The 20,262-nt window shown below is 66.0% G+C and carries 18 protein-coding genes; 8 read left to right on the top strand and 10 right to left on the bottom strand.

The genetic code is table 11. The features are described 5' to 3' along the window. The 8 genes from ACTHNC_RS07450 to ACTHNC_RS07415 all read right to left on the bottom strand — a co-directional run. Window positions 1–1,182: sodium:solute symporter family protein (locus ACTHNC_RS07450; RefSeq protein WP_440293959.1), on the bottom strand; the 1,182-nt coding region annotated here is incomplete at its 3' end. After that, entirely contained in the window at window positions 1,179–1,535 is a 357-nt protein-coding gene (locus ACTHNC_RS07445) for a DUF3311 domain-containing protein (protein WP_440293958.1), read from the bottom strand. The genes ACTHNC_RS07450 and ACTHNC_RS07445, both read right to left, overlap by 4 nt. A gap of 260 nt (window positions 1,536–1,795) precedes the next feature. Beyond that, window positions 1,796–2,701, bottom strand: coding sequence for a M48 family metalloprotease (locus tag ACTHNC_RS07440; RefSeq protein ID WP_440293957.1), 906 nt, complete (start codon window positions 2,699–2,701; stop codon window positions 1,796–1,798). Between the two features lie 58 nt (window positions 2,702–2,759). Further along, complete coding sequence (locus ACTHNC_RS07435) at window positions 2,760–3,326, bottom strand: LemA family protein (RefSeq protein WP_440293956.1); 567 nt, start codon at window positions 3,324–3,326, stop codon at window positions 2,760–2,762. 154 nt (window positions 3,327–3,480) lie between these two features. After that, window positions 3,481–4,815, bottom strand: a complete 1,335-nt coding sequence (locus tag ACTHNC_RS07430; RefSeq protein ID WP_440293964.1) for a D-arabinono-1,4-lactone oxidase — start codon at window positions 4,813–4,815, stop codon at window positions 3,481–3,483. 11 nt (window positions 4,816–4,826) lie between these two features. Further along, window positions 4,827–6,092, bottom strand: coding sequence for an alanine racemase (locus ACTHNC_RS07425; protein ID WP_440293963.1), 1,266 nt, complete (start codon window positions 6,090–6,092; stop codon window positions 4,827–4,829). 41 nt (window positions 6,093–6,133) lie between these two features. Next, window positions 6,134–7,411 (bottom strand): MFS transporter, encoded by a 1,278-nt coding sequence (locus ACTHNC_RS07420; protein WP_440293955.1) that lies wholly within the window; start codon window positions 7,409–7,411, stop codon window positions 6,134–6,136. Further along, window positions 7,408–8,079 (bottom strand): TetR/AcrR family transcriptional regulator, encoded by a 672-nt coding sequence (locus ACTHNC_RS07415; RefSeq protein ID WP_440293954.1) that lies wholly within the window; start codon window positions 8,077–8,079, stop codon window positions 7,408–7,410. The genes ACTHNC_RS07420 and ACTHNC_RS07415 overlap by 4 nt, the downstream gene beginning before the upstream one ends. A gap of 211 nt (window positions 8,080–8,290) precedes the next feature. Here ACTHNC_RS07415 and ACTHNC_RS07410 point away from each other — a divergent pair, with 211 nt between their 5' ends. After that, window positions 8,291–9,019: a VIT1/CCC1 transporter family protein gene (locus ACTHNC_RS07410; RefSeq protein WP_440293953.1), complete on the top strand. Its 729-nt coding sequence runs from the start codon at window positions 8,291–8,293 to the stop codon at window positions 9,017–9,019. Between the two features lie 36 nt (window positions 9,020–9,055). On the opposite strand, the gene ACTHNC_RS07405 is transcribed toward ACTHNC_RS07410, so the two are convergent. Continuing rightward, on the bottom strand, window positions 9,056–9,871 hold the full coding sequence (locus tag ACTHNC_RS07405; protein WP_440293952.1) for a ZIP family metal transporter: 816 nt from the start codon (window positions 9,869–9,871) through the stop codon (window positions 9,056–9,058). Between the two features lie 199 nt (window positions 9,872–10,070). Between ACTHNC_RS07405 and ACTHNC_RS07400 the strand changes: the two genes are divergently transcribed. The 6 genes from ACTHNC_RS07400 (at window position 10,071) to ACTHNC_RS07375 (ending at window position 18,278) form a co-directional block, all read left to right on the top strand. After that, window positions 10,071–11,471: a hypothetical protein gene (locus tag ACTHNC_RS07400; RefSeq protein WP_440293951.1), complete on the top strand. Its 1,401-nt coding sequence runs from the start codon at window positions 10,071–10,073 to the stop codon at window positions 11,469–11,471. A 20-nt stretch (window positions 11,472–11,491) separates the two neighbouring features. Continuing rightward, window positions 11,492–12,046 carry a hypothetical protein gene (locus ACTHNC_RS07395; protein WP_440293950.1) on the top strand — a complete coding sequence of 185 codons (555 nt, stop codon included), beginning with the start codon at window positions 11,492–11,494 and terminating at the stop codon, window positions 12,044–12,046. Between the two features lie 229 nt (window positions 12,047–12,275). After that, window positions 12,276–12,929 (top strand): hypothetical protein, encoded by a 654-nt coding sequence (locus ACTHNC_RS07390; protein WP_157079797.1) that lies wholly within the window; start codon window positions 12,276–12,278, stop codon window positions 12,927–12,929. 18 nt (window positions 12,930–12,947) lie between these two features. After that, the gene (locus ACTHNC_RS07385; RefSeq protein ID WP_440293949.1) at window positions 12,948–13,979 is read left to right on the top strand and encodes a helix-turn-helix domain-containing protein; all 1,032 of its coding nucleotides are present in this window, start codon (window positions 12,948–12,950) and stop codon (window positions 13,977–13,979) included. 61 nt (window positions 13,980–14,040) lie between these two features. Beyond that, on the top strand, window positions 14,041–14,853 hold the full coding sequence (locus ACTHNC_RS07380; protein WP_066470200.1) for a TIGR02391 family protein: 813 nt from the start codon (window positions 14,041–14,043) through the stop codon (window positions 14,851–14,853). Between the two features lie 2 nt (window positions 14,854–14,855). Further along, on the top strand, window positions 14,856–18,278 hold the full coding sequence (locus tag ACTHNC_RS07375; RefSeq protein WP_440293948.1) for a P-loop NTPase: 3,423 nt from the start codon (window positions 14,856–14,858) through the stop codon (window positions 18,276–18,278). Window positions 18,279–18,431: 153 nt separating this feature from the next. Here ACTHNC_RS07375 and ACTHNC_RS07370 read toward each other — a convergent pair whose 3' ends face one another. Next, window positions 18,432–18,803, bottom strand: a complete 372-nt coding sequence (locus tag ACTHNC_RS07370; protein WP_440293947.1) for a sulfate permease — start codon at window positions 18,801–18,803, stop codon at window positions 18,432–18,434. A 196-nt stretch (window positions 18,804–18,999) separates the two neighbouring features. On the opposite strand from ACTHNC_RS07370, the gene ACTHNC_RS07365 reads away from it, so the two are divergent. After that, complete coding sequence (locus ACTHNC_RS07365; RefSeq protein ID WP_440293946.1) at window positions 19,000–20,253, top strand: AlbA family DNA-binding domain-containing protein; 1,254 nt, start codon at window positions 19,000–19,002, stop codon at window positions 20,251–20,253. Window positions 20,254–20,262: the final 9 nt, after the last annotated feature.

Genomic DNA, 20,262 nt, shown 5'->3' with positions numbered 1-20,262 from the left:
GGTGAACAGGTTGGATGCCGCGATCGACATGATCGCCGCCGGAACGAGCGCGCCGATCGCGATCGCCGCCAGCGCGATGCCGCTGAACCAGGACGGGAACGAGTCGAGGAAGAGCTGCGGCACCACCAGCTGTGCGTTGATCGCGCCGTTGGTGTCGATGGGCTGCGTGCCCGCCTTGATCGCCACATAGCCGAGCAGTGCGAGGAAGCCCAGCAGCAGCGAGTAGAGCGGCAGGACCATGGCGTTGCGCCGAATGGTGTTCCGGCTCTTCGTCGACAGGAGACCCGTGACCGAGTGCGGGTACATGAACAGCGCCATCGCGCTGCCCAGCGCCAGGGTCCAGTACGCGTTGAAGCTGCCGGCTCCCGGGATGACGGCACCGAACGGGTTGCCGGTCGCCGGGTTGACCGTGCTGAGCTTCTTCTCCGCGGCGCCGAAGATGCTCTCCCAGCCGCCGAAGTGCGCCGGGAGGTAGGCGATCGCGACGATGATCGCGATGTAGATCAGGATGTCCTTCACGATCGCGATCAGCGCGGGGGCTCGGAGACCGCCGGTGTACGTGTAGGCGGCGAGCACGACGAACGCGATGATCAGCGGCAGGTCGGCCATGAACGGGTTCGTGTTGGAGCCGAGGCCCAGCACGGTGAGCACCGCCTTGATGCCGACCAGCTGGAGCGCGATGTACGGCATCGTGGCGATGATGCCGGTCAGGGCGACGGCCACCGAGAGCCAACGGCTGCCGTATCGGCCGCCGACGAAGTCGGCCGGTGTCACGTACCCGTGCCGGTGCGAGACGGACCACAGCCTGCTCATCAGCAGGAACACGATCGGGTACAGCACGATCGTGTAGGGCACCGCGAAGAAGCCGCTGACGGCACCGGACGCCCACATCGCGGCGGGAACCGCAACGAACGTGTACGCGGTGTACAGGTCGCCGCCGAGCAGGAACCAGGTGACCCACGTTCCGAAGCCGCGGCCACCGAGGCCCCACTCGTCGAGCGAGTTCAGTCCTCGTGCACTCGGATCCGTGCGCCACCGGGAGGCGAGGAAGCCGATCACGGCCACCACGATGAACAGCACGATGACCACGATGAGCGCGATCCAGTTGACCGGCCGATTGCCGTGCGCATCCGGTCCGGTCGCCGCGGCGACGTGTCCCGCGAGGGAGAGCAGGTGCGTCATCGGTCGCCCTCCTCGTCGTCGGCCGTGCCCGAGGCGTCGGCGACAGTGCCGGAGCGCCGGCTACCGGCATCCGTCGGCAGGGTCGTCGCGGCGCCTGCGCCACGCACCGCCTCACGACGTCGTCTGTCCTCCTTGCGCATGATGAGGTACGCGATGCCGAGCAGGCCGGAGGCGATGAACACCCACAGCAGCTGGTACCAGTAGAAGAACGGCATTCCCCACAGCGACGGCTCTGCGAACGCGTAGAGCGGCACGATCAGCGGCATGATGATCGCGATTGCGATCAGGATGCCCGCGATCACGTACGGAACCGGCCTCGCCGGCCCGCGCGTGGGCATATCGGGTTCAGACACCATCGTCTCCTCGGCTGTGCTCAGGACAGGACGCCGCCGACCCCCGTCTGTGGGTCGGCGCAGAGACAACCTTTCACCCGGCGATCAGTCCGCGTCAAGAGCCGCGCCGACGAGCCTTGCGGACCGGCCTAGTGAAGGGACGAGCCGCCCGGTCGCAGACGCGAGACGCTCTGCGAGGCGGCGGCGTGTACGGCGCCGAACCCAGCCACGCGCTCGGTCGACCGCGGCACGCCTGGTCTCGCCAGGCGTGCGAGACAAACTCAGAAGCTGGTGCCGATCTTCTTCAGTCGCGCGATGCGGTCCTCGATGGGCGGATGGGTGGAGAACAGCCGGCTCATCAGCGAAGGCTTGAGCGGGTTGGCGATCCACAGGTGCGACATGGACGAGTTCTGACGCCGCAGCGGTCGCCCGTACTGTTCGAGCTTGGCGAGGGCACTGGCGAGCTCGTCGGGGTTGCGCGTCGTCATGGCGCTCGTGGCATCCGCCAGGTACTCGCGCTGACGGGAGATCGCCAGTTGCACCAGAGACGCCATGAGCGGGGCCAGGATGAGCGCGACAAGGCCGATGATCAGCAGGATCGGGTTGCCCCCGCCTCCCCCGTTGTTGTTGTTGCGGTTGTTGCCGCCGGCGAAAGCGCCGAACATGCTCATGCGCAACAGGATGTCGGCGATGAGGCCCACCGCGACGACGAGGCCGAACACGATCATCGACACCCGGATGTCGTAATTGCGCACGTGCCCGAGCTCGTGCGCCATCACGCCCTCGAGCTCCGAGTCATCCATGATGTCCAGAAGCCCGGTGGTCGCGGCGACCACGGCGTGCTGCGGATCACGCCCGGTGGCGAACGCGTTCGGTGCTGGGTCGTTGATGATGTAGACCTTCGGCATCGGCATGCCGGTGGCGATGGACAGATTCTCCACGGTGTTCCAGAGCCGCGGATTGTCGGCCTTCTGGATCTCCACCGCACCCGACGCCATGATCGCCTGCCCGGAGGCGGCGAAGTACTGGATCAGTGCGTAGCCCACCGCGACGATCATCACGACGATGAGGATCGCCCAGCTGTGGAACAGGGCGCTGGCGAGCCATCCGATGAGGCCGATGATCACCAGGAAGAAGATGATGATGAAGACGGTGTTCCGCTTGTTCGCGGCGATCGCCCTGTACATAGACGGGTGTCCTGCGGTTCAGAGGGTCGAGGTTGCTGAGATCGGCTGAGGCGGCGGGTCAGAACTGCACGCGCGGCGGCTCGGCGATCGCGTTCGCGTCGGCGACCTCGAAGAACTCGCGCGCGGTGAACCCGAGTCGCTTGGCGAAGATGTTGTTCGGGAAGACCCGGATCTTCGTGTTGAACTCGCGCACGCCGCCGTTGTAGAAGCGACGGGCCGCTTGGATCTTGTCTTCCGTGTCGACCAGGTCGGACTGCAGTCGAAGGAAGTTCTGGCTGGCCTGCAGCTGCGGGTATGCCTCGGCGACGGCAAAGATGCTCTTCAGCGCCTGCTGAATGTGGTTCTCTGCAGCGGATGCCTCGGCCGGCCCCTGTGCGGAGAGGGTCTCGGCCCGCGCCTTGGTGACGTCTTCGAAGACCGTCTTCTCGTGTGCGGCGTAGCCCTTGACCGTCTCGATCAGGTTGGGGATGAGATCGGCACGGCGCTTCAGCTGCACCGTGATGTCGCTCCACGCCTCGTCGACGCGCACGTTCAGGGTGACGAGCGAGTTGTACGTCGCCCAGAAGTAGATGCCGATGATCACCAGAATCACGACGATGATGATGACGGGGATCAGCCATTCCATGGCGGGCTACTCCTTGCGGGCGAGAGTGGGCGTGTCTCGGTGCGACACCCGGTCATCCTACCCGTGTGCCGCCGACGCTCTGCGTGTTCCCACGACTCTCGGAGCTATGCCGTGGGAGGCACACAGCGAAGGGCGGTTCGGACGAGCCGAAGGCTCACCCGGCGCTGTCGGAGGGCACGCGTACCGGGCCCAGAACGGCGCGCAGGTAGCGGTTCTCGAACACTCCCGCCGGATCGAGGCGATCGCGCACCGCGACGAAGTCGTCGAAGCGTGGATACGCGGGGCGGAGGTCGTCCGCGGTGCGCGTGTGCATCTTGCCCCAATGCGGTCGTCCGTCGTGGGAACGCATGATCGCCTCCACCGCTGCAAAGTACTCGGCCGGGTCCTCGCGGTAGTAGCGATGCACGGCGACGTAACCGGTGTCGCGGCCGTAGGCGGTGGACATCCAGTTGTCGTCGGCCGCGGCCGAACGCACCTCGACCGGGAACGAGATGCGCCAGCCCCTCGAGCGGATGAGCGAGTCCACCTCCCGCAGGGCATTGGGCACCGCCTCACGCGGGAGCGCGTACTCCATCTCCCGGAAACGCACGGCGCGGTCGCTGACGAACACGCGCGGCGACACGTCGGTGAAGTCGCCGTTGCCCATCAGGCGCGCAGCCAGCCGGTTCACCGGGGGGACCATCGCGGGAACGACCGAGCCGAGCGCGCAGATCGCCCGGTAGGCACCGTTCGCGATGAGCTCGTCGTCCACCCAGGAGCCGAAGCGGGGTCGCGGATGCCGCTCGGCGTCCGCAGGAAGCCGGGTGTTCGTCTTCGTGACGGCGGTCTCGGTGTGCGGAAACCAGTAGAACTCGAAGTGGTCCTCGTTCGCGGACCGTTCGAGGTAGGCATCCAGAACCTCGCCGAGCGGCTCGGAGCGCTCGACCGCGTGCAGCAGGAAGGCGGGCACGCACTGGATCGTGAGATCGACGAGCACGCCGAGCGCGCCCAGTCCCAGCCGCACGGCCGGCAGTAGCTCGGCATTCTCGGTCTCGTTCACGCTCAGCAAGGATCCGTCGCCGGTGACGAGCGTGGCGCCGACGATCTGCGTGGCGAGACCACCGAACCGGCCGCCGGTGCCGTGCGTTCCTGTGGAGGTGGCGCCTGCGATGGTCTGCCGGTCGATGTCGCCCATGTTCTCCAGCGCCAGTCCGTACGGCGCGAGCAGGTCGGGAAGACGGTACAGGTTCGTGCCAGCGCCGAGCGTGACGCGAGCGGACGCCTCGTCCACCGCGACCACGCCGCTCAGTTCGTGCAGGTCCAGCTGCACCCCCGGCGCGACCGCCACACCGGAGAAGCTGTGTCCGGCACCGACGGGCTTGACGTGCAGGCCCCGCTCGGCGGCGGCGATGACCGCGCGCTGCACGGCGGCGGCATCCTTCGGTCGCTCGACGCGAGCGGGCCGGATCTTCTCGCTGCGGCCCCAGTTGCGCCACAGCGCTCCCGTCATCGGTGCCGCACTCACAGGAAGGCCCTTCCCTCGCCGCGGTACGTGGGCACGGTGCCGACGACCTCGCCGCCTTCGACGAGGACGAACTCGTTCACGTGCTCGCTCAGCTCCCCCGACTTCGTGTGCCGGAACCACACCCGGTCGCCGGTCCGCAGGCCGGCGGCGTTCGGACCAGTCACCGGGGTCTGCACCTCGCCCGCCATCTCGCGCGGCGCCATGCTCAACCCGGTGGGCCACACGATGGCGGGCAGCCTGTCGGGCGCCGGCGGCCCGGATGCCACCCATCCCCCACCGAGGATGGTCGCACTCCCCCGCTCTGCTTTGCGCACGACGTCGAGGGCGAACGCCGCGGTGGGCGCCGGCGAGAACGAGCGGTAGTTGTCGAAGAGGTGACCGCCGAGCAGGCCGCTGCCCGCGCCGATCTCCGTCACGGCGGGATCGCCGGAAGTGAACTCGAGCGAGCCCGTTCCACCACCGTTGACGAACGCCAGATCCGCAATGCTTCGCACGGCGGCGACGGCGGCTGCTCTGCGCTCCAGGAGCTCCGCCTTCGAGTTGCGCTGCATCCAGCGAACGGTGGCGGCGTAGCCCGGGCGCCCGGCCGGCGCGTCGCCCTGGCCCGCGATCTGAGCCTCGTATGCCATCATGCCGACGAGCTCGAACCCCGGCCGCGCAATGGTGCGTGCCGCGAGTTCCGCCGCGTCGTGCGGGGTGTGCACCGGCGAGCGGAAGACGCCGATGCGGCCGGCGGGGCCGAGCCAGGAGGCATCCAGCTCGAGAGCGACACGGATGCTCTCACGCTCCCCCGGCGGCACGACGCTGTCGATGAGGTCGAGGTGGTCGACCGAATCGACCATGAGCGTCACGCGGGAGGCGAGCTCGGGCGAGGTCGCCAGCCTACTGATGGCGGAGCGGGCGGCCGTCGGGTATCCGACCACGATGTCGTCGATCGGCTCATGCTCGTCGTCCCCCTCTGCCAGCCACAGCGCCTCCGGCAGCGTGTACGCGAGCACGCCGCGGAACCCGGGAAGCGCGAGTGCCGCTTCGACCACGGCGCGCACCCGGACGGACTTGGAGGCGACCCGGATCGGCGTTCCGCCCGCGCGGTGCAGCATGTCGTGGGCGTTGGCGCGCAGGGCGTCCAGCTCGAGCACCGCGAGCGGCGCATCGAGGTGAGCGGTCGCCGCCGTCAGCGACGGCCAGTACAGCGCTGGGTTGCCCCAGCGTCGACGGGATGCTTGCGGCGGAAGCGTGAGGTCGATGGTGGAAGAGCGCATCTCGAGGCTTTCGTGCTGGTCTTGCTGGGCGATCACGGACATCAGCGCACCGACTTCACGCGGGCGACGGCCAGGGCGCCGGCGAAGGCGAACACCGCGCCCATGATGAACAGGCCGGCGAAACCGGCGACGAACACCAGAAGCGCTCCGAGCAACGGCGCGGCCGCCTGCGGCACGGCGGTCGCGATGTTCATGATGCCGAGATCCTTCCCGCGGGTCTCGGGGTCCGGGAGCACCTGGGTCGCGAGCGCCTGGTCGACAGCCAGGAAGCATCCGTAGCCGAGGCCCAGCAGGCCCGCCGCGATCATCGTCACACCGAACGTGGGCACGAACGCCAGGATGAGCGCCGCCAACGCCTGCAACGTCGAGGAGAGGAACACAAAGGCTTTGCGTCTGCCGAGAACGTCCGAGAGCTTGCCGAGCCCGAGCGCCGCAGCGATCACGAACACCATGTAGATGAGCGTGAGCACGACGAGGTCGTCCTGCGCCTGCTTGTCGTGCAGTCCGAACTCGAGGAAGTACAGCAGCAGGGTGGTGCCGAACGCATTGCCGAAGTTGACCAGGATGCGACTGAGTAGCGTCCAGCCGAAGTCCGGGTAGCGCTTCGGGCTGATCCACAGCGAGTCGATCATGGCCGCCAGCGACCACGGAGCCCGTTGGCTGGGCAGCAGCACGGCGTCGGAGATGAAGAGGAACGGGATCACGAAGACGATGAGCAGCACGGCCATCGCGGCGTAGCCGAGGAACGTGCCGAGCGCGAGCATCGTGACGAGCAGGATGCCCGCGATGATGCCGATCGCCTGGGGAGCCGACAGCCAGCCGGAGACATAACCGCGCTGGTCGACGGGCACCTGGTCGCTAATCGTCGCCGTCAGGGCGGCCGTGAGCACGCAGAAGCCGATCAGCGCGAAGCACCAGAACACGCCGATGCCGACCATGGTGTTCTGCACGCCGAGCAGCAGCAGCGAGACGGCGAAGATCAACGCGCCCGCCGCGATCCAGGGACGCCTGCGGCCGAAGCGGCTCGTCGTGCGGTCGGAGAGGGCGCCCGTCACCGGGAAGGCGACGATCGCGCACAGCGCCGAGATGCCGGAGATGATGCCGAACGCGATCACGTTCTGCACCCAGTCATCCGTCTTCAGCTGGTTCTGGATCTGCGCAGGCAGGAGCAGCTGGATCGGCGTGAGCTGCGCCATCCAGACCCCGAACCAGGCGAGCGCGAAGGCGGCGATCCAGCGGCCGCCGACGCGACGAACTGGCTCGGCGAAGACGGCGACGGTCAGCGGAGCGCCGTCCGCCGTCGCGTTGTCCGCGGTCATGCCCGTGCTCCCATCTCACTCGTGCGATCGTCATGTGGCCGCACGTTCGCGGCTCCGTCGCCGTCGACCGGCTCGCTCAGTCGCGCGACGGCATCCGCCGCGAAGTCGATGAGCCGCTGAGCGGCCGCGTCGTCCCGGGTCGCCAGCCACGTGGACGTGAGACCGTCGGTGAGTCCCACCAGCAGGCGTCCGATCTCGTCGACCGGCCGCAGCCAGCGCGCCCCGACCAGGTCTGCCGCTGTCTCGAGCGAGGCGACGGCGAGCGCGAAGTAGCTCTCGTACTGCAGCCGCGCGAGGTGCTCGGCGCCCGGCGTGCGCTGCGAGTACTGCGCCAGCTCGTACATCGCGCGCTCGTGATCGGGGTCGGCGACGACGCCGGCGAAGTAGTGCTGCAGACCGACGCGCAGCGCTTCGCGCATGTCCTCGGGAACGGATGCCGGTGCCATCGCCGGCAGGATCGAGCGTTCCTCCTGCTCGACGACGTGCTTCACCACCTCCCGCATCAGCTCGTCGCGGGATTCGAAGGCGTAGTGGAAGGATGCCTGCGGCATGCCGGCATCCGCGGAGATGGCCCGGGTCGTGGCGGCGGAGACTCCCTCGCGGGCGATCACACGCAGGGCGGCGGAGACGAGGGCGGCTCGTCGCTCGGAGACCGACATGCGCGTCATGCGCGTGGCCGTTCGGGTCGTGGTGTGAGGTTGTGCACGAGCTGCTCCTGCTCCTCGTCGAACAGAGAGAACGGGACCGATTGAATGCCGGTCGACCGAACTGGGTCAATTGACCAAGTATGCACGATCGCCGGCGCAGCCGCACCCCCGAGCGCTTCAGGTGTGCCAAACCTTGCTGGATACGACGCGCGACGTGTGATGTGCTTCCGACATGTCCGAAGAGAATGTTCCCGTACCGGGTCAGCACGCGGATGAGCCGCATCGCGGCGGTATGGCCCAGCGGCTGAACTGGCTCCGTGCCGGCGTTCTGGGGGCGAACGACGGAATCGTGTCGGTGGCGGCGATCGTCGTCGGCGTCGCGGGTGCGACGACCGGCATCGACGCCATCGTGGTCGCCGGTCTCGCTGCGCTCGTCGGCGGAGCGGTTTCGATGGCGCTCGGAGAATACGTCTCGGTCTCCAGCCAGCGCGACAGCGAACGCGCTCTGATCGCGAAGGAGACCGAGGAGCTCGCGACCATGCCCGAGGAGGAGTTCGAGGAGCTCGCCGGCCTGTACCGGGCGAAGGGGCTGTCGGAGAAGACCGCGTACCTGGTCGCGACCGAGCTGACCGAGCACGACGCCCTTCGCGCGCACCTTTCGGCGGAGCTCGACATCGACCCCGACGACGTCGTCAGTCCGTGGCACGCTGCGCTGGCGTCGGCGCTGTCGTTCTTCGTCGGCGGCGCGCTGCCGATGCTGACGATCCTGCTCCCGGCCGCGTATCGCATCCCGATCACGTTCGCGGCGGTCATCGTGGCGCTCGGGCTCACCGGATACGCCGCCGCGGCGATCGGCGGAAGCCCGCGGTGGAGAGCCGCACTCCGAGTCGTGATCGGGGGCGCCATCGCGCTGGCGGCCACCTTCATCATCGGTCGGATCTTCCACACCACTGGGGTGTGAGCGGCATCGTCGGGCGGCCAGGCGCCGGGTGGCAGCCTACGCTCCGCCGGCACTGACGATGAAGTCGGTCACGAAGCCCGCGATCAAGCCGATCATGACCCCGACGTAGAGCGTGTATCCGCGGCTCATCTTGAGCGCGACGCCGATCAGCTGCACGAGCACGTAGATGATCGATCCGGCGGCGAGCGCGAGGAAGACCAGGCCGAGCGCGTCGTTGACCACGACGCTGCCGAGCAATGTTCCGACCAAGGTGGGACCACCGCCGATCACACCGAGAATCGCCAATTGACGCCAGCGCGGCCGTACGGACGACGCCGCCATCGGCGCGGTGATGCCGAAGCCCTCCGTCGCATTGTGCAGGGCGAATCCGATGACGAGGGTGACCGCGAGCTGCAATTGGCCAGATGCGGCCGACTGCCCGATGGCGAGGCCTTCGGAGAAGTTGTGCAGCCCGATGCCGACCGCGATGAGGAACGCGAGCCTGCTGGCCGGATCGCCGAGCCGGAGCACGCCGTGGATCGGCACGTGCAGCTCCCGCGGTCGGCGTGCGATCCAGCGGTCGTAGGCGACGAGCCCGATGAGGCCGACGGCGAGGCCTGCGAACAACAGCGCGGCGAGCCCGGTGAACGGCCACCAGGACTTGCCGCCCGTTGCTGCCGCGAGCGCGGCATCCACCGGGTCGACAGCGTGCGCGAGCACGTCCCAGAGCAGGAAGAGCAGGACCCCGATGGTGATGGCGTTGAGGAGCGCCCGCAGGCCCGCGCCGCGTGCTGGAAGTCTTCCGATCGGAAGACCGATGAAGATCGTCCCACCCGCGATGATGCCCATCACGATGACGGTCCCTGTGGTCACGCACACTCTCTTTCGACGGGAAGCTTAGGCATACCTAACCTACTGGACGAAAGCTGCTCCCCGTACCACAGCCATCCGTCGTGCTACGGTCCGCTGGGTCGTATGGATGGCGTAAGAGCCGCTGACGAGAAGGCTGTGAGCCGCGATCGAGGCACCGACTCTTGATCATTCCTGTGGGTGGCGGGCGTGCGATGGGTTCATGACGGTTCTCGTTCCGCGCAGCATCGCATTGCCGGCTCGCCGGCGCGAGAACCCGCCAGAGGCACCGCAGCGTCGTCTCCGGCGTCGCACCCTGCTGTGCCTCCTCGGGTTCCCCGCTGCCGCGCTGTGCGCGGCGGTGCTGGTGTGGTTCCGCCTGCCTCCGATGGCGCACGACACCGTCTGGGCCGAAGACGGCAGGCTGTTCCTCTTCGGCGCAGAACAGCACGGGCTCTTCGGCGCGACGTTCGTCCCCTACGCCGGCTACCTGCAGTTCGTGCCGCGTCTGATCGCGGGAGCCGTGGTGCAGTGGCTCCCCACGGCCGACTGGGCGCTCGGGATGACCGCGGGCGCGTGCCTGGTCACCGGAGTGATCGCGTGCGTCGTCTTCGTGGCCTCGCGCGACGTGCTGACCAGCCGGACCCTGCGCGTGATCCTGGCCTCCGTCGTCGTGCTGCTTCCGCTGGGTCCCCGCGACGTGCTGGGCACGCCGACGAACCTGCACTCCCTGCTCATGTGGATGCTGTTCTGGCTGCTCCTGTTCACGCCGCGAACGCGACGCGGCGCGGCCGCGATGAGCCTGATCGGCCTGGCGGCCGCGCTCAGCGAGATTCAGGCGGTCTTTCTTCTCCCCCTGATGATTCTCACTGCGCGGAGACGCGACGGCTGGATGCTCGTCTCGGGCCCGGCAGTCGGAGTGGCGGCGCAACTCGTCGTCACCCTGCTGGCTCCGCGAAGCCTGCCGAGCGCCACCCAAGACTCCCCGCTCTCGATAGCGGAGGGCTACCTGATCAACGCGGTCGTCCCCGACCTCGTGCCGCAGAGCCAGGTCGGGCCGTTCGTGGCGAGCGGAGGATTGATCGTCGCCATCGTCATCCTCGCGCTGCTCGCCGGATCGGTCGCTGTCGCCTGGCGCAGCAGCGGGCCGCGGCAACGCCTCGCCATCGTCGGAGCCGCGGCCCTCTCGGTCGTCGTCTGGACGGCATCCGTCATCGACAACCCTGCAAGGTTCTACGACTACGCGGCGCTGTCGCACAGCCAGCTGCTGCACCTCTGGCTGACCAGATACGGCGTCGTCCCCGGAATGCTGCTGATCGGCATCGCGCTCATCGCCGGTGATGCGCTACTCCGGCGGCTGTCCGATCGTCCGGCACGTCGACATCCGCTCAGCAGCAATCGGCTTCGCCTAGCGCTCGGAGCAGCGATCGTCGCCTGTGTGACCGTCTGCCTCACCGCGAACTACGTGCCCACGTGGACACGCCGATCATCCGGACCGAGCTGGTCGCAGCAGATCCCCGCCGCGCAGGATGCCTGCTCCGACGCACCCGACCTGAGGACCGTCCTCCTCAACGAGACACTCGGATGGCATGTGCCCGTGCTCTGCGGGTACTTGCGGGACTAGGGCTGGGCGCTCGATCGTCCGTGATCGCGGCTTCGCCGCTCAACAAGCTCAATCGCCTCGGCGATGAGAGCAAGCTCTCATCGCTCTCGGCTCAATCGCTTGTGCACCTTCGTAGAGAGTTTGAGAACCCCTCCCCGGCCCTGAAAACCGTGGTTTCCCGACTGTCTCGGGGCTCCTACAAGCTTAGCGAGCGGCCCTCGGAGCCGTCGATCACGGATGACAGGGGGCGGCTCGTCCATTCAGTTGGGAAGACTCAAACCTTCTTGAGCGCCGCCCAGGTGGATGAACTCGTCGCCTTGTACGGCGACGGACGGAGCATCGCTGAGGTCAGCAGGAAGTTCGGCATCTACACCAGGACGGCGGCCGCGCACCTGGTCCGTCGCTCGGTCCCGCTGCGTCAGCGAGGACTCGCAGCGGCGGACACTCCCGAAGCCGTGCGTCTGTACGAGGGCGGGTTGACGCTCGTGGAGGTCGGGTTGAAGTTCGGTGTCAGCCAGCAAGCAGTAAGAAGGGCGATGGCTGCGGAAGGCGTTGAGATCCGGCCCCGCGGCCGCCGATCGCTCTCCACGACTTGAGGAATCGAGGGGTGGGAGCGGATTGGCCCGACCGCGATGCCGATGACCGTACTGCCGGTCGCCCTCGTATTGCTCCTCTGCGGAGACTCACAGTCCCCGATGACCGACTCCGTCGGCTCGACCGACGAGGAGGTAAGCGAAGCGTCGCTTCAATCCGGCGGCGTGTTGTTGCGTGATACTCGACCACAAATGAGGTAGCGTTGCACGCAACCGCTTCGAAGGGGCAGGCATGACAACCGCGACTCTCACCTCACCCGGTTCGCCTGACGGCGAACGCAGGCTACTGGCCTTCGGCCTCTCCACCGAGCTGATCCACACATGCTTGCGGCCTGGGTTGTCCCGGGCGTCGAATCGCACATCGATGGCGCTGCGCTCCACTCCCGGCACGGACATCTATCACGAGTCGATGGAGCAGCTTCATCAACGGCTGTCTGCGACGGGTTGGCGGCTGGTCTACGTTGACCATCAGCCGCGTCTTCTACACCCCGACGGCCTGATCTCGTTCACCATCGCTTCTGGTACGAATGTCGCCGATCCCGATCATCGTCGGAAGCCGCGCACGCGCCGTAAGGGCAAGGCGACACGTGAGTCGCTGGCCGGTCCCCGTGTGCAGATGGCGGCCCTGTTCGAGGTGCCTGAGATTGAGCAGGAGCAGGAATTGGTGGCTGCCGCACAGGCGGCGCCCCTGTGGCTGCTGGTGCACGAGCGCACCGACCGTGGCCTCAACCTTGAACTGTCCCGCCCTGCGGAGATGACCGCCAGCGGAATCGTCACAGACTGGGACGATCGCATCGTCATCGGATTCCTCGACCTCGACGGCGACCTGTCGGTCTTCGACGATCCTGACGATGATGGGATCGATGTCGCAGTCGAGCCGATCTGACGACTGCACCTCTTGAGCATGTTCAATCCATCGCGCCTGAAGCTGGCTCGTCAACGTTTGGCGTTGACATTGACCAAACTCGCCGACCAAAGCGGCGTCTCTCTCCGATCGCTGACCAACTACGAGAACGGTAAGCTCGCCCCGAACGAGGAGAATCTCCTCAAACTTGCCAGGGCTCTCTCCGTGCCGCCGAAGTTCTTCGATCGTGACACGGCCGAGACCATCCCGGTCGAGGCGGCCAGTTTCCGCAAACTCAGCAAGACCACTGCCACCAGACGCGATGCAGTCCTGGCCAGCGCAACTCTTGCCGTCGAGTTCTTCGCGGTGATCGAGTCAAAGTTCAAGCTGCCTGCGCCGGATACCCCTTCGTTTGACAAGCTCTCACCTGAAGAGGCGGCCGATCTAGTCCGTCACCGATGGAACCTCGGCGACCGGCCGATCCCGAACATGATCCACCTGCTGGAGTCGAAGGGAGTCCGCGTCGCGGCGCTCCGCCATGAGTACACGGACCTCGACGCGTTCTGTTTCGTACGCGACAGCTCACCGTACGTGTTTCTCAACACCTCAAGGTCAGGAGAGCGGCAACGCTTCGACGCGGCTCATGAACTTGGCCACCTCGTTCTCCACGGCGAACAAGACATGGACCCAAGCACCTCCAAGGAACGAGAGGCAGAAGCCAACCGGTTCGCGGCTACCTTCCTGATGCCGCGCACGGCCGTCCTCGCGCAATCCATGCACAACGCGAGCCTCGAACGCATCCTCGCTGCCCGCTCGTTCTGGAAAGTCTCCGCGATGGCAATGACGCATCGGCTCCACGAACTAGACCTCGTGAGCGACTGGCAGTACCGCAGCACGTGCATGACTCTGTCCGAGCGGGGATACCGTTCGGCAGAACCAGGTGGCATCGTCCCGGAAACTTCACAACTACTGCGCAAGGTCATGTTCGGCTCCGCCAGGAAAGTGAACGTCCGCGATGCCGCAAGCGACCTCGATCTGTATCAAGACGATGTTCGTGACTTCATCCGCGACCTTGTTCCGGTAGCCGCATGAAATTATCGCGCCGTGGCCTCGGTGGCGATCGCTCTCTTGTCGCTGGCCGAGTAGGCCACCCATGACTGATCGCATCAACGCGTTTCCGCTGGGGACGGTCGAGGGAGTCTCGAAGATCATTGGCGACCTTTACAGCGGGACCGAGCTCACCCGCATTACCGCTGAAGTGCCGCTTCGCTCCGACCCGGGCGAAGGACACACCAAATGGCGACGCCTCGCTCACGCCGTCTCCAACAACCAGGCGAAGACCGGCACCGGTAACGCACTGATAGGGCTTGTCCGGGCCGCCATGCGGCCAGAGCGAACGCTCGACCGCAAGCCGCGCGCCGACGTCGCTCGTGACGAGCTGAATCAGGTCCTGTCTTTGGTGAGCCTCAAGGTCCTCCCCGACGGCCGGGTCGCGAAGACCAAGAAGGCATCTACCGACACCGAAGCGCTGGCCCGGTCAGAACGGCTCCACAAGATACTTGAGCAGCGCGGTGCACACGTCGCGGTACTCGCGTACTGCCGTGAAGACCTCGTGCGCAAGGACTACTACGAAGCCGTCTTCGAGGCCATCAAAGGCCTGGGCGCGCGAATACGGTCCGAGACCGGTGTCGACGCTGATGGATACGCCCTCATCGAGAAGACGATGGCCGGCTCCGCTCCAACGCTTCGGATCAACCATGGCCGAACCCGAACCGAACGAGATGAACAACTCGGCATCGCCAATCTCGCCAAAGGTCTGTTCAGCGCTTTCCGGAATCCTGTGGCCCACGAGCCCAAGCTGTACTGGACGATGAGCGAGCTGGACGCTCTTGACGTTATGGGAACGCTGTCCATGATTCACCGTCGCCTTGACGCTGCCATGCGCGAGAACGGTGAAGGAGCCTGAGCATGGCCAGAGTCACCTCGACGGAGCTCACCGCCCGCATCGCCAGCACAGACTTGGCGCTCACACTGGGCGGAGTCGCCGTCGTGGGCGCAGGATTGTCGATCAGCAGCCGATTCCCTGCCACCCGCGGTCTTACGTCTCTTCTGTGGGACGCTCTGGACAACGATCTGCCCGCACGATCGACTCTGGCGGTCGCCCTGGGACGGAACGACACAGAGGCGAAGTCACTCGTCGGCGACGCGTGGTCAGAGGTGGAGCATGCCTGGGCGACCGTCGCAGACAATACAGCCGCACGCACCAGGTTCCAGAACCAGTTCGCCAAGCTCGATGCGGAACGTAGCGCCCAACCCTCCGTCGCTCACGAAGCCCTCGCACGCCTCATCCATGCTGGGGTCATCGAATGCGTGGTCTCACTAAACTGGGACACTGCGCTTGAGCACGCCTATCAGCGGCTCTACGGGACCTCCCTCCCGGTGGGTGTGCTCTTCAAACCGCACGGGGATGCCGCGAGGCTGAGCGAGTCGTGGACTTTGCCGCATGAGCCCGGAGTGGTGTCATCCGAAGTGCTCGCAGTGATAGCGGAGCTCCGCTCAACGCACGCTCGGACGCTTGTTGTCGTCGGCTATTCAGAAAGCGACGAGGTCGTAGTGGACGAGCTGGTGCAGCCACTCGATCAATCTTGGCGAACGATCCGCATTGGACCGCACGCGGCCGGAGCGGACGACATCCGGGAGACGGCCGAAGTAGTTCTGCCGCTCCTGGCTGAAAAGTACATGCTCCAGGAGGATCGCTCGTCGTGGCACACGGTGACCTACGGCGGCAGCCGAGGCGTCGAATCCTGGCTAGCGGGAGAGCGTCTCGGCCCGCAGGATGTGGACGCCTGTCCAGAACTTGACGAGGTCGAAACGGTCATGCGATCACTCCAGCACGATCGCGCCGTGGTCCTCAACGGACCCACGGGCTCGGGCAAGTCGATCTGCGCCTACCAGGCCTTACGAAGCCTTATGAAAGACGGGTACGAAGTCCTACGGCTGCGTGACAACGCACGTCAGAAGAGCGTGCGCTCCTGGCTCACAGACTTGGCCGCCTTCCCGCACCGGAAAGTTCTGTTCATCGACGATGCGCAGGATCTCTCCACGGACGCAGTGCGCGAGTTCGCGGAAGCCGCCACCCCTGACCAGCTCGTGCTGATCGTCGGCATCGACCATGTGGCGGGCGGTGTCCGCACAGTTCACCTCAGCGCTCGTAGCGCGGTAACCCGCCTCGCCCAATATGTGCGGGAGCAACGCACAACGCTCTTCCCCCGCATTCGCGCTCTCGATGACCACGTGGGAACCCACCCCCGCGACTTCCACTTCGAGCAACGCATCGACATCGCCGAACGCGAGGCAACCTCCTGGCAGTTCGCCTACACGCTCACCGGCGGGTGGCGAAGGGTTCGCAGACAGGCGCTCGAACTCCGCGACCACAACCGGGCAGACCTAGCACTGGTTGCAATCGCTATCGCTCAAGTCGCCGGAGTCGACTCTGGAGTGGGGCAAAACGAAGTTGAGGCGTTCCTGCCCATTCTTCAGCGAGACCGGCCGTGGCTCGAAGGAGCCCTCGAAGAGCTGCGCTCCCGGCGGCTGATCTTGGAGTCCGACGGCCGCATCCGGTGCGCCCACCTTCGAGCAGCGCTGAATGTCATCTCCTGGAGCCTTCACCCACCCCGGCATGTGTTCCCGCCCCACCGTCGACCAGAAGTGCCAGCGATCGCGTCTGCGTCGCCGGCGCGCCAAGACACGGCACCGACAACGGCGGAGTCCGTAGGCACGACGCCATCATCTACATCGCAACTTCCCCGGTCGGATATCGAAGCCGACCGGAAGACCGTCGGCGCCCTCATCAAGTCCGTGCTCAGTTCATCGTCAACGCCACTGCGAGGATGCGCGTGGCTTATCGGCCGCAACATGGACACCGACCCACGTTGGATACTCCGCCACGAAGGAGTGCTCTCGGACTCGCTCTACAACGAGCTTGCTCGACGCGCGCTCACCGTCCCCGCGGACGGCGACATCACCGAGGCAGCGCAGCTGCTGTCCGAGCTCGTGACATACTCCGACGGCGCAGTGATAGATACGGTCCGCGCGCACACGGCGCAACTCAAACAGTGGTACGCAGCGATCGCACCCGAAAACGGCTGGGCCCTTGGAGACCTCGCCAACAGCCTGCACCAGCCCGACGCCGAATTCGCCGCCCAAGTCGCGGGATTCACCGATGGACAACGACTCGCACGCCTCATCCTGGACGGCGGCTGGCCACACATCTACTCAAGCTCACATGCACTCGACCGCCTATGCAATATAGGTGGCGAGCCGCTCCGCGCCTCAACAGGACCGCATCTCGACGAGACAGCCTTCACACATATGCTCGATGCCGCCCCGCCCGATTTGGCACACATCTCAATGTTGATCGAGAACCTCGCGGCTGCCGACCACGACCTTTCTCTGCGACTCCTCGAACACTCCGCACGAAGGATCGCATCGTTACTTTCCGCTGATCCAGTCCGACGATGGAACGACCTGTTCGGCCTGATATTCCATGTCCTTGGCTACGGCGCGATTTCCTTCGGCGACCGAACCAACCTGCCGAAAAAATGCCGACCCGCTGCGCGCGCCCTTATCCGCGAACTCGACCGCGACAAAGTCGCACACACTCTCACCGGCCCACAGGACCAGTGGGGACAGATGAACTTCGACGTCTTTATCGGCCTGGTCGAGAAGACAGATCCCACCACGTTCACTGCGATCGCAGACCGGATCGACTTCGCGAGGCTCGAGAAATCACTGGCCGTTCCAGAAGGACGACCAACGCGGACGGGCCTCTACCTCTGCTTGCAGCTATCAGATCAGAAGCCCGACCACGTCCACGCGATCCTCGACCGACTGGAACCATCACTCACGGAACTCGATTCTTTCATCGCCTTCGTCGCCCCCGACGTCGCCGCACGCGCGCTGCGACGAGGACTCCCGCTCGACCTTCAGCTCGATCACCATCACTGGGGCTGGGCGACCGCCGTTGTCGCTCGTCTCGCCGAGCACGACCCCGACCTTGGAAGAGAAGTAGTCCAGGCAAACAGAGACGGGATGATCGAGGGTCTCACCAACAACACAACGAGCCCCTTCGACAACCTCAGCAAGTGGGTAGAGCTCTGTGATCATCTCGACTCCGCCCTGATCGACACCCTCATCGCAGAACTTCCCGAAGGGGCTGTGTCGAAATGGGATCGAGCCATCAAACGTCCGCAGCGCTACGGACACTGGCGTCGCGACCAGATCGCTCCTCTAGTTCTTCGCGCATCCAGGGCTGGCGGGCACGTCCAGTCTGAGGCTTTACAACTACTCCGGCGCTTCCCAACACTCGCAAGGGAAACGGCAGCTCCCTGATCGCAGGAGACGGGAGTGCGATGTTCTCACAATTCCTACCGATCAACATTTGCGTCAGAGTACGACCGTCGCGGGGAGTGGGATGGCGATTTCGCCGGACATGAATGAGGGGTGGGCGGCTATGCCGTCCACCCCTCATTCTGCCGGTTGTAGCTACGCTCCGATGGGTTGATAGCGAGCCGACTTCATGGCGTAGTTTTGCCGGCGCACGCGGCGCCGCTCGGCGCCCTCCTGGACGCGGATGCGGAGCAGGAGGGCGAGGCTGACCGGCCCCATCACGAGGAACTTGAGCGCGTTCCAGATGAACAGGAGCACGAGGAGGTTGAGCCAGCCGGGGCCGCCGTCCTCGATGATGCTGGTGCAGATGCTCGCGGCGAGCAGGTAGGGCGCCGCGAGGAGCATCGCGGGGATGCCCCACTTCAGTCCGCGCCGGGTGCGGATCAGGTCGAGCAGGATGTTGGTGGGCATGTAGCGCCGCAGGAAGTAGCGGATGCGGACACTAGCCGCCCAGAGCAGTCGAAGCATTGTTCTGGCCTCTCATCACACGTAGTTCTCCGTCGAGGAGGCAGTACGTGGATGATCGCCCCGAAGGGCCTTGTCCCGAGGGACCCGCAGAGAGAGGAAACCTGCCTCGTCTTCTACTGTACGACTGGTCGGCGACGGTCGGTAGAGAAAGCGCGGTTGCCTGAACCATGTCGGCGCTCGTCCCTACGCTGGAACCATGACTTTCACCGCCCTCCATCGCGCGCTCGGACTCGCACCCGCTCCGCTGACGGATGTTCTGCTCGACGCCGCCGTGGCTGCCGGAGTGGTGGAGGCGAACGATCTGGATTGGAAGTCGGAGCTCCCTCCAGCGAAGGGCCTGCCTCAGACAGACTTCCCGAAGGACGTTGCTGCGATGGCGAACAGCGGCGGCGGCGTCATCGTGTTCGGTGTGCGCGAGTCGCAGAAGGCGGCGGTCGAGCGGGTCGATGTCGGTGAGCTGGATGAGGCGTACGAGCGTTCCTTGCGGAGTGCGGCGATCACCGCCATCTCACCGCCCGTCTTCGGACTCAACGTGCACCGCCTCGGAACCGCAGGGAGTCGAGCCGTCATCGTGGAGGTGCCCGCGAGCCTCGACGGGCCACACCTGATCTACAAGAACGACTACTTCGCCGCTCCGGTGCGCAACGACTCAGACACGGTGTGGATGAAGGAGCGGCAGATCGAGGCGATGTACCGCGCTCGTTTCGAGGAACGTCGGCACGCGACCGAGGCGTTGGACTTGCTGTACGGCGAGGCTGTAGCGGGGCGGGACTCTGACAAGCGCGCCTGGCTGATCGCGGTTGCTCACCCTCGCATCCCACGCTTCCGCGACCGGCTGACGCGTGAGGAAGCCCGAGGGGTGCTGACGAAGACCGTGGGACTCGCCCTGACCTACGCCGGCCGCGGAGGCGTCCACCCGCTGGAGAACGTCGACCGCGACAATCCGCGCCCCGGCTTGCGCCGCTGGGTGGCTGTGAACGCGGCGACCGGCGAACGCTCGGTCTGGAGGGAAGCGTGGATCAGCATTCACCATGACGGCTCCGTCACGGTTGCCGCGGCGGTGGGCGGGCATCGCATGAGCAGCGACGGGTACTTCGAGGGTTGGCAGGTGGAATCTGCCGCGATCGAGTGCGCCATCGCCGATCTGCTGGCGCTCGCGAGGACTACAGCGGAGACCACCGGCAACGACGAGTACGACGTGCGCCTTGGAATCGAATGGGCCGGTGAGCAGCCGTTGACGATCCTGACGAAGGACAACATGGGGTTCACCTACGACGGCGTTTCAGTCCCGCTGCACCGCTACACGCCGGTCGAGACCACTGTGAACGCCATCGAGCCGGCGGCAGATTTCTTCTGGCACGTTCACGACTTCGCTCAGGACTGTGTGAATCAGGGCGGCATCTCGAACGTGCTGATGATCCAGCCGCCGGCCCGCGACGAGCCGGCGTAACCCGGACTC

This window comes from Humibacter sp. (assembly GCF_051954055.1).
Lineage (GTDB): Bacteria > Actinomycetota > Actinomycetes > Actinomycetales > Microbacteriaceae > Humibacter.
This window is presented reverse-complemented; position numbering and strand designations above follow the sequence as displayed.

What these genes read in the sequence shown, in the direction of transcription:
- ACTHNC_RS07390 (WP_157079797.1), top strand. Translation starts at nt 12,276, where the DNA reads ATGACAACCGCGACTCTCACCTCACCCGGTTCGCCTGACGGCGAACGC.
- ACTHNC_RS07385 (WP_440293949.1), top strand. Translation starts at nt 12,948, where the DNA reads ATGTTCAATCCATCGCGCCTGAAGCTGGCTCGTCAACGTTTGGCGTTG.
- ACTHNC_RS07365 (WP_440293946.1), top strand. Translation starts at nt 19,000, where the DNA reads ATGACTTTCACCGCCCTCCATCGCGCGCTCGGACTCGCACCCGCTCCG.
- ACTHNC_RS07375 (WP_440293948.1), top strand. Translation starts at nt 14,856, where the DNA reads ATGGCCAGAGTCACCTCGACGGAGCTCACCGCCCGCATCGCCAGCACA.
- ACTHNC_RS07380 (WP_066470200.1), top strand. Translation starts at nt 14,041, where the DNA reads ATGACTGATCGCATCAACGCGTTTCCGCTGGGGACGGTCGAGGGAGTC.
- ACTHNC_RS07435 (WP_440293956.1), bottom strand. Translation starts at nt 3,326, where the DNA reads ATGGAATGGCTGATCCCCGTCATCATCATCGTCGTGATTCTGGTGATC.
- ACTHNC_RS07415 (WP_440293954.1), bottom strand. Translation starts at nt 8,079, where the DNA reads ATGACGCGCATGTCGGTCTCCGAGCGACGAGCCGCCCTCGTCTCCGCC.
- ACTHNC_RS07430 (WP_440293964.1), bottom strand. Translation starts at nt 4,815, where the DNA reads ATGACGGGAGCGCTGTGGCGCAACTGGGGCCGCAGCGAGAAGATCCGG.
- ACTHNC_RS07425 (WP_440293963.1), bottom strand. Translation starts at nt 6,092, where the DNA reads ATGCGCTCTTCCACCATCGACCTCACGCTTCCGCCGCAAGCATCCCGT.
- ACTHNC_RS07400 (WP_440293951.1), top strand. Translation starts at nt 10,071, where the DNA reads ATGACGGTTCTCGTTCCGCGCAGCATCGCATTGCCGGCTCGCCGGCGC.
- ACTHNC_RS07410 (WP_440293953.1), top strand. Translation starts at nt 8,291, where the DNA reads ATGTCCGAAGAGAATGTTCCCGTACCGGGTCAGCACGCGGATGAGCCG.
- ACTHNC_RS07370 (WP_440293947.1), bottom strand. Translation starts at nt 18,803, where the DNA reads ATGCTTCGACTGCTCTGGGCGGCTAGTGTCCGCATCCGCTACTTCCTG.
- ACTHNC_RS07440 (WP_440293957.1), bottom strand. Translation starts at nt 2,701, where the DNA reads ATGTACAGGGCGATCGCCGCGAACAAGCGGAACACCGTCTTCATCATC.
- ACTHNC_RS07420 (WP_440293955.1), bottom strand. Translation starts at nt 7,411, where the DNA reads ATGACCGCGGACAACGCGACGGCGGACGGCGCTCCGCTGACCGTCGCC.